General features: G+C 71.4%; 11 protein-coding genes. 4 read left to right on the top strand and 7 right to left on the bottom strand.

All coding sequences use genetic code 11. The annotated features are described in order from the left end of the window. Nucleotides 1–37 precede the first annotated feature (37 nt). A complete protein-coding gene (locus ACRDP3_RS08550) occupies nt 38–433 on the bottom strand; it encodes an ATP-binding protein (protein WP_431516249.1) in 396 nt (131 codons plus the stop codon). Then, entirely contained in the window at nt 430–780 is a 351-nt protein-coding gene (locus ACRDP3_RS08545) for a hypothetical protein (protein ID WP_431516248.1), read from the bottom strand. Before ACRDP3_RS08545 ends, ACRDP3_RS08550 begins: the two co-directional genes overlap by 4 nt. A 206-nt stretch (nt 781–986) precedes the next feature. On the opposite strand from ACRDP3_RS08545, the gene ACRDP3_RS08540 reads away from it, so the two are divergent. Continuing rightward, nucleotides 987–1,862: a helix-turn-helix domain-containing protein gene (locus tag ACRDP3_RS08540; protein WP_431516247.1), complete on the top strand. Its 876-nt coding sequence runs from the start codon at nt 987–989 to the stop codon at nt 1,860–1,862. Then, entirely contained in the window at nt 1,863–2,060 is a 198-nt protein-coding gene (locus tag ACRDP3_RS08535) for a DUF397 domain-containing protein (protein WP_431516246.1), read from the top strand. A 1-nt stretch (nt 2,061) separates the two neighbouring features. On the opposite strand, the gene ACRDP3_RS08530 is transcribed toward ACRDP3_RS08535, so the two are convergent. The 5 genes from ACRDP3_RS08530 to ureA form a co-directional block, all read right to left on the bottom strand. Next, nucleotides 2,062–3,492 (bottom strand): aminobutyraldehyde dehydrogenase, encoded by a 1,431-nt coding sequence (locus ACRDP3_RS08530; RefSeq protein ID WP_431516245.1) that lies wholly within the window; start codon nt 3,490–3,492, stop codon nt 2,062–2,064. Between the two features lie 4 nt (nt 3,493–3,496). After that, the gene (locus ACRDP3_RS08525; RefSeq protein ID WP_431516244.1) at nt 3,497–5,185 is read right to left on the bottom strand and encodes a thiamine pyrophosphate-dependent enzyme; all 1,689 of its coding nucleotides are present in this window, start codon (nt 5,183–5,185) and stop codon (nt 3,497–3,499) included. Further along, nucleotides 5,182–6,564: an MFS transporter gene (locus ACRDP3_RS08520; RefSeq protein ID WP_431516243.1), complete on the bottom strand. Its 1,383-nt coding sequence runs from the start codon at nt 6,562–6,564 to the stop codon at nt 5,182–5,184. The genes ACRDP3_RS08525 and ACRDP3_RS08520 overlap by 4 nt, the downstream gene beginning before the upstream one ends. Before the next feature lie 77 nt (nt 6,565–6,641). Then, on the bottom strand, nt 6,642–8,360 hold the full coding sequence (locus tag ACRDP3_RS08515; protein WP_431516242.1) for an urease subunit alpha: 1,719 nt from the start codon (nt 8,358–8,360) through the stop codon (nt 6,642–6,644). Beyond that, a complete protein-coding gene (gene ureA, locus ACRDP3_RS08510; protein ID WP_431516241.1) occupies nt 8,357–8,965 on the bottom strand; it encodes an urease subunit gamma in 609 nt (202 codons plus the stop codon). Before ureA ends, ACRDP3_RS08515 begins: the two co-directional genes overlap by 4 nt. A gap of 123 nt (nt 8,966–9,088) precedes the next feature. Between ureA and ACRDP3_RS08505 the strand changes: the two genes are divergently transcribed. Both ACRDP3_RS08505 and ACRDP3_RS08500 read left to right on the top strand, forming a co-directional pair. After that, entirely contained in the window at nt 9,089–10,303 is a 1,215-nt protein-coding gene (locus ACRDP3_RS08505; RefSeq protein WP_431516240.1) for a PucR family transcriptional regulator, read from the top strand. A gap of 85 nt (nt 10,304–10,388) precedes the next feature. After that, nucleotides 10,389–10,894 (top strand): SDR family NAD(P)-dependent oxidoreductase (locus tag ACRDP3_RS08500; RefSeq protein WP_431516239.1); only part of this gene is annotated, 506 nt, incomplete at its 3' end.

Below are 10,894 nucleotides of genomic sequence, written 5' to 3'. Positions count from 1 at the left end.
CGCTCCCTGTATTCGACGGTAGCAATCGTCCGCGTCCTCAGCGCGCTGCCGGTGCGGCTGTGGGCAGAAGGGCCCAGACGGTCTTGCCGGTGGTGGTCGGGTCCGTGCCCCAGTCAGTGGTGAGGGCGTTGACGAGGGCCAGGCCGCGGCCGTGCTCTTCGTCCTCGGAGGGGTGGCGCAGGCGGGGGAGGGCGATTGCGCAGTTGTCGCTGACCGCGATGCGGAGTGCGGTGGTCTCGCGGGCCACGTCGACGGTCACGGTGGGGCCGCCGCCGTAGCGGATGGCGTTGCCGAGCAGTTCGCTGAGTACGAGCTGTGCGGTGGGTGTGGTCTCCGGCAGGCCCCACTCGGCGAGGAGCTTGGCGATGGTGTGGCGCACCGCCGGCACGTTGGCGGGGTCGGTCGTGACGGAGGCCCGGTAGTGGTGCGTCACGGGCGTCCCTGTTCGAGGTACGCGACGAAGGCGGCCCGGTAGGGGAGACGGGTCCGGAGGTAGGGGAGATGGCGCGGGGAGAGGGCGACCACGCCCTGTGCCCGGTGGTCCCGTACGAGGGCGTCGACGGTCCGCCAGCCGAGCCGGTCGGTGAGGGGCCGGTCGAGGGGCCCGGTGTCGTACACCGAGTCGACCACCTCCCAGTCGCGGGCGGCGGCGAGTTCGCGGAGCGATCCCATGATGCGGGCGGGGTCGGTGGCGTCGTGTACGCAGGCGTAGAGGACGACCCGGGCGCGTAGGTCGTGCGGGGTGTTCCGGGTGTTCGGGGGCTCTGTGGGAGGGGGCATCTGTGGCTCCGGGGCAGTGAGTTGGCTGGTCGGCTTGCCAATGAGCCTCAACGACATGCGAGTTAATATGCAATCGAACCTCTGAACTCAAGAGAAAGTGGTATATGCCGGAACTCATGCAAAGTGCTGCGCACCACCTGCAAGCGATGTCAGACTCTGTGCAAGCGAGCCCGCACGCTGGGTAGTGGGCAGCAGGAGGGGGACAGATGGCCGCGAAGCGTGGGCCGACGGTGCGTCGGCTCCAACTGGGTACTGAGCTGCGGCGGTTGCGGGAGAAGGCCGGGTTCACCATGGACGAGGCCGTGTCCGGGCTCGGTTTCAGCCAGCCGAAGCTCTCCCGGGTGGAGAAGGGCGACATCGGTTTGCCCAAGTCAGCGGACCTGGAAGCGCTCCTGGAACGGTACGGAGTTGAGGACCCGGACGACGTCGAATTCCTGACGGAACTGCACCGGGACTCGCTGAACCGGGGCTGGTGGTCCACCTACCGCACGTTCCTGCCGTCCGGCATGGCGACGTACATCGGTCTGGAGACGGAAGCCCGGACGATCGACGCCTGGGAGACGAACGTGGTGCTCGGTCTGTTGCAGACCGAGCGCTACGCGCGGGCGATGTTCGAGCGGGCGAAGTCCATCGAGGAGACGACGACACAGTTCGTCGAGCGCAACATCGCACTACGCATGGAGCGCAAGGAGCTGGTCACCCGGGAGGCGAGCCCTGTCGAGTTGTGGGTCATCCTCGATGAGGCCGTGCTCCGGCGCGTCATGGGCAGTGCCGAGGTGATGCGGGAGCAGTACGCCGAGATCAACTCGCTGGCAGCGCTCGATAATGTGACTGTGCAGATTCACCCAATGGCGTCGGCGTCCTATCGCTGCACGCGAGGCCCGTTCACCGTGCTGGGCTTCGACTCGCGTCTTCCCTCGCTGGTGCAGGTCGACGACGCTTCTGGTGCTGTGTCGGCAATCGGTGAACAGTATGAGGTCTGGAAGCACGCTCGCAGATTCGACGCCATGCGGGCTGGGGCGCTGTCTCCCGAGGACACGCCCCGAGTTCTCGAAGCACTCACGCGAGAGATCGGACACTGAGTGAAGCAGCAAAGCCTGGCCAGCGCCCTGTGGCTGAGGTCGTCCTACAGCAACGACAGTGGCAACCAGTGCGTCGAGGTCGCGGACCTCGGGGCCCGGGTCGGGGTGCGCGACTCCAAGGACACCGGTCGCGCACCCCTCACCACTCCGCGTACGGCGTGGGCCTCCTTCATCGGGCACATCGCCCGGCGGGCTTGAATCACGGCGTCGCGTGGGCGGCCATGACGTGTTTGACGCGGGTGTAGTCGTCGAAGCCGTAGCGGCTCAGGTCGCGGCCGATGCCGGACTGTTTGTAGCCGCCGTGCGGCAGTTCGGCCAGGATCACCTGGTGGCAGTTGAGCCAGACGGAGCCGAAGTCGAGCGCGGCGCTCAGCCGCATCGAGCGGCCCAGGTCGCCCGTCCATACGCTGGAGGCGAGGCCGAAGTCCACGCCGTTGGCCAGTTCCAGCGCCTCCTCCTCGGTGTCGAAGGGCTGGACCGTCACCACCGGGCCGAAGGTCTCCTGCTGCACCGCCGGGTCGTCCTGGCGTACGCCTGAGATCACCGTCGGCGGGAAGAAGAACCCGGACCGGTCCAGCGGCTGCCCGCCGGTCTCCAGCACGGCGTGCGGCGGCAGTTCACCGATCACAGAGCTCACCCGGTCCAGCTGCGCCGCGCTGTTGAGGGGGCCGAGGAAGGCGTCCTCCGACGGGCCGCCCACGGGCGTGTCCCGTGCGGCGGACACCAGGGCCGCCAGCACCGGCTCGTAGGCTGAGCGCTCCACCAGCACGCGGGTGACGGCCGTGCAGTCCTGGCCCGCGTTGAAGAACGCCGCATCCGCCAGCGCCCGCGCCGTGCGTGCCGGGTCGACGTCGGCGAAGACGAGCGCCGGTGCCTTGCCGCCCAGTTCGAGGTGGACGTTGGTGACCCGCTGCGCCGCCGAGCTCATCACCTCAGAACCGGCCCTGGTGCTGCCGGTGATGGCCACCATGTCAACGTCCCGGTGTTCGGCCAGCGCCCGGCCCGTCTCGCGGTCACCGCACACCACGTTGACCACGCCGGGCGGGAACGCCTGGGCGGCCAGTTCGCCGAGCAGCACCGTGGAGGCGGGAGTGGTGTCGGACGGCTTGAGCACGACCGTGTTGCCCGCCGCCAGCGCCGGGCCCAGCTTCCACACCGCCATCATGAACGGGTAGTTCCACGGCGTGACCTGGGCGACCACGCCGACCGGCTCGCGCCGTACGTAGGAGGTGTGCCCCTCCTCGTACTCGGTGGCGGCGATGCCCTCCAGTACGCGGGCCGCCCCGGCGAAGAAGCGCAACTGGTCGACACCGCGGTCGATTTCGAGCGTACGGGTCACCCCGGGCGGCTTGCCCGTGGCGCGTACTTCGGCGGCAAGCAGCTCCTCGGCGTTCTCCGCCACCAGGTCGGCGAGGTGCAGCAGGGCACGCTGCCGGTCGGCGGGGGTGCTGCGGCGCCACCCGGTGAAGGCGCGGCGGGCGGCGCCGACCGCGGCGTCCACCTCTGCCGGTGCGGTACGGGGCGCGGTGCCGTAGACCTCGCCGGTCGCGGGGTCGGTCAGTTCCATGCGGTCGGCGACCGGCACCTGCTTGCCGTCGACGACGTTGTGCAGGGTCAGGGGGTCAGTCACGGCGTCAGTCACGGTGGGCCTCTTCACGCAGGGATGCGACGGTCGTGTCCGGGGTCAGCCGTCCCTCGGCGGGGCGCAGCGCGATGAGTGCCGCTTTCCCGCCCGTCAGGCAGCGTTCCAGCGCGGGTGCGAACTCCTCGGTGGTGGTGACGGTTTCGCCGTGTGCGCCGAAGGCGCGCGCGTACGCGGCGAAGTCGGGATTGGCCAGGTCGGTGCCGCTGACCCGGCCGGGGTAGTGCATTTCCTGGTGCTTGCGGATGGTGCCGTAGGTGCCGTTGTCGATGACCAGGATCAGCGGTGTGCCGCCTTCGGCGACGGCCGTCGCCAGCTCCTGCCCGTTCATCAGGAAGCAGCCGTCGCCCGCGACGGAGACGACCTGGCGTTCCGGGTGGACGATGCCGGCGGCGACGGCCGCCGGTATGCCGTAGCCCATCGAGCCGTTACGGGGGCCGAGTTGGCGTCGGCCGTCCCCGTAGCCGAGGAAGCGCTGCGCCCATATCGCGTGGTTGCCCGCGCCGAAGGTGATGACGGTGCCGGACGGCAGCCGGGCGTCGAGGGTGGCGAAGACGGCGCCGAGGTCGAGCGGCTCGTCGTTGTGTACCGGTTCGCGGTAATCCAGGTGGGCGGCGCGGTCGGCTTCCGTGACCTTGGTCCAGTCGACCGGCCCCGGCCCGGACGGCTTGAGGTGCGCCACAGCTATGCCGAACGCCTCCGGCGAGGCCAGCAGGGCGAGTTCGGCGTGGTGCAGCGTGCCCGGCGGCTGCGCCTCCGGCAGCACCTGGACGATGCGGCGGCCTTCCGCCTGTGCTTCTGCCGGGGCCAGCAGCGTGTAGCCGTCGGTGGCCACATCTCCCGGCGACGCCCCCACGCAGACCAGCAGATCTGCTGTACGCACCCGTTGGGCGAGCGCGTCGGAGCGCCCGTAGCCGAGCTGCCCGGCGAAGACCTCGCACTCCTCGGCGACCAGGTCCTGACAGCGGAAGTCGACGGCCAGCGGCAGCGACCACTCCTCGGCCCAGGCCCGTACGTCCGCCCGCGCCCGGTCCGTCCAGCGGCTGCCGCCCAGCAGCACCAGCGGCCGGTGCGCGTCCTCCAGCAGCCCTTCGAGCCGGATGAGCTGGTCGGCGGAGACGGCTCCCTCGGGTATGGGCAGGGGCGCCGCGTCCGGTACCCGGGCCGTGTCGGTGAGCATGTCCTCGGGCAGCCCCACCACCACCGGTCCGGGCCGTCCGGAGGCCGCGACGGCGAAGGCGCGGGCGGTGAACTCCGGTATCCGGGCGGCGTCCTCGACCGTCTCGACGAGCTTGGCGTGGGCGCCGAACGTGCCGCGCAGGTCGAACTCCTGGAAGGCCGCGCGGCCGGTGTGACCGCGCGGCACCAGGCCGACGAAGAGCACCAGCGGCGTGGCGTCCTGGTGCGCTGTGTGCAGCGCGACGAGCGCGTTGGCCGCTCCGGGGCCGCGGGTGGTGAAGCAGACGCCGGGACGGCCGGTCAGTTTGGCGGACGCCTCGGCCATATAGCCGGCGCCGCCCTCGTGCCGGCACACGACCATCCGTACCGGCCCGTCGTGCAGCGCGTCCAGGACGTCGAGATAGCTCTCGCCCGGCACGCCGAACACGGTCTCCACGCCGTGTGCCGCGAGCTGGTCGACGAGGATCCGCCCGCCGGTGCGCGGGGGGTGGGGCAGGCTCATGCTGTTACCTTCACGTCCTTCGTCGTCTCGTGCTGGTCGCTGGGGGCGTGGCCGAGCCGGCGTCGCAGCTGCGGCCCCGCGAAGTAGGAACCGGCCGTGGTGCAGGCCGCGATGAGGATGAGCAGCAGTGCCGCGCTCCACGATGCGCCGTCGGACAGGCCGAGCATGGAGGCGGCGACCAGCGGCACGAATCCCGCGAGCACGCCGGAGAGGTTGTAGGACATGGCGACGGCGCTGTAGCGGAAGGTCTCGGGGAACATCCCGGAGATGACGGCGCCGATCGACGCGTACGGAATGGAGATCGCCCCGATCCCGAACGCGACGCCGAGGATGACCAGCGCGGGCTGTGCGGTGTCCACCAGCCAGAAGGTGGGGAATGCGGCCAGCACCGAGATGACGCCGCCCCAGGTGCACACCTTCCAGGCGCCGACCCGGTTGGCGATCCGGCCGGCGACGACGAGCACGCCGATCTCGACGACCGCGCCGACGAGCGTGGCGTTGAGCATCACCGACTTGTCGATGCCCAGCTCACCGGTGCCGTAGGAGATGATGAAGGTGGTCAGCAGGAAGAAGCCGCCGATGCCCAGGAAAGCGGCGCCCATGCCGATGATGATCCGTCCCCAGGTGCGCCGGAACGCCTCCTTGAGCGGGGCGGGCGGCGGTCCGTTCTGCTCGGCGTCGGCCATCATGGCCCGGAAGACTGGCGATTCCTCGATGCGCAGCCGCAGGTAGAGGGCGACGAGGAGGAGCGCGAAGGCGGCCAGGAACGGTATCCGCCAGCCCCAGGAGTAGAACGCCTCGTCGGGCAGCATCCCGACGAGCGCGAAGGCACCGCTGGAGAGCAACGTGCCTACGGGCGAGCCGAGTTGGGGGATCGAGGAGTAGCTGCCGTGCTTCTCCTTGGGCGTGTGCTCCAGCGTCAGCAGCATCGCGCCGCTCCACTCGCCGCCCACCGAGATGCCCTGCAGGAACCTGAGAGTGGCCAGCAGCGCGGGCGCCCAGATGCCGATGCTCGCGTAGCCGGGCAGCAGTCCGATGCAGCCCGTGGTCACGCCCATCAGCACGACGGTGATGATCAGGGCGGTGCGGCGCCCGTACCGGTCGCCGACGTGTCCGAAGATGGCGGCGCCGATCGGCCGGGCGATGAAGCCGACCGCGAAGGTGACGAAGGCGGCGATGGTGCCGATGGCCGGGTCGAGGTCGGGGAAGAAGAGCTTGTTGAAGACGAGGGCGGCGGCGGTGCCGTAGAGGAAGTAGTCGTACCACTCCAGCGCGGTGCCGATGAAGGCGGCGGAGAGCAGGCGCTTGACGTCGGCGGCGCCCATGGAGGGTGCGGCTGTGGGCGGGCTGGGGGTCGGGGGTGGGTGCTGCTGGCTCACTCGGTCTCCTCGGGGACGGCGACCGCTCGCGCGGGGGACGGCTGGACGGTGGAGGTCGGGGATGCGGGGACGCCCGCTCAGGCCAGATGGTGGAGCTGGGCGAGCGGGACTCCGGTGGCGGCGTCGGTGGCGGTGGGTGTGCCGTCGACGAGTACGGGGCCGTGGGTGCGCGGCACTTCGACGCGCGGGGTGGCGGTGTTGTAGAGCATGTCGGCGCGGGTGAGGCCGCGGCTGTCCCGTACGGGCGCGTAACGCAGGCCGCGCGGAAGGGCGTTGTGGGCCGCGGTGTCCGCCAGCGCCTCGGCGCCGACGAAGACGCGCGAGAGCCGCGAGGCCGCGTCGCCGAGGGCGCCGTAGTAGGGGCGGTAGCTACGGGGCTGGGTCAGCCGGGTCGAGCCGGAGCCCGAACCGGTGTTGCCCCAGGCCACGAAGCCGCTCTTGATGACCAGTTCGGGTTTGGTGCCGAACCAGGCGGGGTGCCAGAGCACGATGTCGGCGAGCCGTCCCGGGGCGACGCTGCCGACCTCGTGGGAGAGGCCGTGCGCGACGGCCGGGTTGAGGGTGATCTTGGCGAGGTAGCGCAGCACCCGTGCGTTGGCGGAGTGTTCGACGCCTCCCTCGCCGCAGCGCAGGGCCTGCAGGTGGGCGAGCTGCCAGGTGCGGCGTACGGTCTCGGCGATCCGGCCCATGCCCATGGAGTCGGAGTTGACGATGCTGATCGCGCCGAGGTCGTGCAGTGAGTTCTCGGCGGCGATGGCGTGGGCGCGGATGCGTCCCCTGGAGACCTCCACGTCGCTCTCGATGTGGTGGTTCTGCCGGTGCACGGTCATCGTCATCGGGAAGAGCTCGTCGACGGTGTTGACCGTGTAGGGGACGGTCGGGGTGGTCGAGGAGGGCAGGATGTTCGGCTCGGAGAGGACCTCCAGCAGGTCGGGGTGACCGCCGCCGCCCTCCACGTGGTACGCGTGCACGGTGCGGCCGCGCGTCGCGCCGATGGTGTCGCGCAGATAGCCGGACTCGTTCATCGAGTCGGTGTGCAGCGCCACCGGGAGGTCGGCGTGTTCGGCCGCGGCCAGGCAGGTGTCGACGATCCGCGGCGTGGCGCCGAAGTCCTCATGGATCTTGAAGCCGCCGGCGCCGGCCAGCACCACCTCGTCCAGCAGCTGCCGGGAACTGGACGAACCGCGGGCCAGGAACGCCACGTTGAGCGGCGTGCCCTTCCACGCGCCCATCAAGGTGTGCAGATTGTGGGCCGGGTTGCAGCCGATCTCCCACATCCCGCCCAGGCCCATGCCCACGACGGTGGTCACGCCGGAGGCGAGCGCGGCGGGCGCGATCTCGGGCGAGGAGAGGTGGACGTGGGAGTCCACGATGCCGGGGGTGGCGATGAGACCCTCGCCCGGCACCATCGAGGTGTGCGAGTCGACGGCGAACTCGACGGGCATCACGTCCGGGTTCCCGACGCCGCCGACCGCGACGACGCGGCCGTCCTTGACGCCGATGTCGGTCTTCCGTACGCCCAGTTCGGGGTCGAGCAGGACCACGTTGCAGATGACCAGGTCGAGCGCGGAGGCCCGGTCGGAGCGGGGAGAGGCGAGCAGGCCGTCGCGTACGGTCTTGCCGCAGCCGCCGAGCAGTTCGTCGCCGGGGGTGCCGTCGTCGGCCTCCACCTTGACCCACAGGTCGGTGTCGGCGAGCCGGATGCGGTCGCCGGTCGTGGGTCCGTACAGCGCGTTGTACGTACGCCGATCGACTGTGCGGCCGCTCCCGGGCCCACGCTGATCCGGGGAAGTCATGTCCGGTCCTCCTCGCTCGCGCCTTCGTGCCGGGCAGCCACCAGATCCACCTCGCGCTCGGCCCCGGGCTCGAAGACCAGGGCGGTCCCGGCGGGGATGTCGAGCCGCATCCCGGCGACCGCCTCCCGGTCCAGCAGCAGGGCGGGGTTGACCTCCGCGAGCGGATAGTGCGAGGAGACGTAGACGGCACGGTCGCCGGTGTTGCGTATGGCCAGCCGCAGCCGGCGCCGGCCCTGGTTGATCCGCACGGGCTCGGGCCCCGTGCGCACCGCCCCCGGCGCGGGCTCCGCGTCCGTGTCCCCGCCCGCGATGGGCTGGTCGATGGCGACCAGGGCCGTACCGCTCGGGAACAGCGCCTCGACCTGGACGGTGGGCACCATCGCCGGCACCCCCTCCAGCACGTCGTCCGCGGTGAGCGCTCCCCGGCCCACGGCGATCACCTCGTCCATGCTCAGCCCGTCCCAGGCGGCCTCCAGCACCTCGTCGCAGATGAGGGCGATGGCCTCGGGGGTGTTGAGCCGGCGTCCGCGGCTCCTGCGGCGGCGGGCGAGTTCCGCCGCGGTGAACAGCTGCAGCCGCTCGTTCTCGCGGGGTGTCAGATGCACTGCCGGGCCTCCAGGGGTCGACCGACCGGAGCGGGGGCCCACGGGCGGTCGCCCCAGGATGGCTGGTGCGGGGGAGGAGACCAACGTTGAAGTATCGCGGATCCGGGGGCCACAATCGTGCACATGCACAGTTCACCGCCCGCCCGTCCTACGTCGGCCCTCCCACCACCGGCGCCGCGGGTCGCCGAGCTCGCCGTCGAGTGCCTCGAAGGGGTCGACAGCCTGCTCGGCGACTGGCTGGAGAGCGTCCGCCCGGTCCGCGCCGAGTACGCGGACTCCGTGCCCGACGACGACGTCCGCGAGACCGCCCTGGGCGCGTTCGAGCTGCTGCTGCGCACCGTCGCCGAGCTGCCCGTACCGGCGAACCTCGCCGGCATCTCCGAACGGATCGGCGAGCGGCGTGCCCGGCAGGGCGTACCGCTGGACTCGCTGCTGGCCGCCGCCCGGCTGGACTTCCGCGTCGTGTGGTCCGCGCTGGTGGAGCGGGCCGACGACGCGGACAAGGTGCTGCTGGTGGCCTCCGCCTACCACGTGTGGGAGGCGGTCGAAGCCCACGTCACCGGCATCATGACCGCGTACCAGCGCACGGTGCTGGAGATGGGACGGCAGCGCGAGGACGAGCGCAGGCTGTGGTTCGCCAGGCTGCTGGAGACCGGCGGCCACAACCCGACCGTGGTGCGCGACGCGGGCCTCGCGCTCGGCTTCCAGCCCGCCGACCGGTTCCTGTGCGTGGCCGCGCTCCCGGGGTCCGGCGGCGGCCTCATCGACGCGGCCACCGCGCTGCGCTCGGCCGGCGCCACCGTGCAGCGGCAGACCGTCTCCGCGGCGTCGCTGCTGGTCGTACAGCTGGGGCGGCGGGTGACGGCGGACGCCGTCCTGGACCGGCTGGCAGGGGTGCCGTGCGGGCTGTCACCCGTCGCCGACGGCCTGGCCGAAGTGCCCCGCGCGGTCGAACTCGCCACCGCCACGGCAGGGGCGCTGCGGCCGGACGCCGCCGGACCGCTGCGGCTGGCGGACGCCTGGCTCGACATCCTGGTCCACCGCGCGGACTCCTTCGCCGGTCACCTGGCGCAGGACGTGCTCGGCGGGCTGCGCGCGGACGGCGTCCCGGCCGCCGAAGCCGAACGGCTGCTGCGCACGGTGCGGGTGCACCTGGCGGGCAGCGGCTCCATCGCGGACACCGCCACCGCGCTCTACTGCCACCGCAACACGGTCCAGCAGCGCTTCACCCGCTTCAGCGAACTGACCGGCCGCGACATCCGCCGCCCCGAGGACGCCGCCCTGGTGGCGCTGGCGCTACGGGTCGGGGCCGCCGATCACCGCTCGGCCGGCCGGTGATCCGCCCGCCGGCCGGTGATCGTCCGGATGGACGACGTCACTAAAGGGGTTGGCAACTGTGCGTCTTTGCCGTGGACTTCAGCCCATGACAGACCATGGCAATGAGCGGCGTACGGCGATCGTTACGGGTGCGGCTCGCGGTATCGGCGCGGCGGTGGCGAAGCGGCTGGCGCGGGACGGCCTCACGGTCGGAGTGATCGACCTGAGCGAGACGGACTGCGCCGCCACGGTGGAAGCCATCACGGCCGACGGCGGGTCGGCGCTCGCGGTCGCCGCCGACGTCGCCGACGAGGTGGCGGTGACCGCCGCCGTCGCCCGGGTCGCCGCCGAGTTGGGGCCGCCCACGGTACTGGTCAACAACGCGGGCTTCGCCCGTAGTGCCGACATCGTCGACATGACCACCGAGCAGTGGGACGCGGTCCTGGGCGTCAACCTGCACGGGCCGTTCTTCGCCACCAGAGCCGTAGGCCGGCACATGATCGACGCCGGGTGGGGTCGCATCGTCAACATCTCGAGCATCTCGGCGGTCGGCGACGCCGGCCGGGTCGGCTATGCCAGCGCGAAGGCCGGTCTGATCGGCTTCACCAAGAC

Origin of the sequence: Streptomyces sp., from assembly GCF_050698815.1 — a bacterium.
In the GTDB taxonomy this organism is placed as follows: domain Bacteria; phylum Actinomycetota; class Actinomycetes; order Streptomycetales; family Streptomycetaceae; genus Streptomyces.
The sequence above is the reverse complement of the archived record's forward strand: the minus strand, read 5'-3'. Positions and strand labels throughout refer to the sequence as shown.

Bases quoted from the DNA above. Each gene is read 5' to 3' on its own strand.
- ACRDP3_RS08545 (WP_431516248.1), bottom strand. From the start codon at position 780: ATGCCCCCTCCCACAGAGCCCCCGAACACCCGGAACACCCCGCACGAC.
- ACRDP3_RS08540 (WP_431516247.1), top strand. From the start codon at position 987: ATGGCCGCGAAGCGTGGGCCGACGGTGCGTCGGCTCCAACTGGGTACT.
- ACRDP3_RS08525 (WP_431516244.1), bottom strand. From the start codon at position 5,185: ATGAGCCTGCCCCACCCCCCGCGCACCGGCGGGCGGATCCTCGTCGAC.
- ACRDP3_RS08515 (WP_431516242.1), bottom strand. From the start codon at position 8,360: ATGACTTCCCCGGATCAGCGTGGGCCCGGGAGCGGCCGCACAGTCGAT.
- ACRDP3_RS08505 (WP_431516240.1), top strand. From the start codon at position 9,089: ATGCACAGTTCACCGCCCGCCCGTCCTACGTCGGCCCTCCCACCACCG.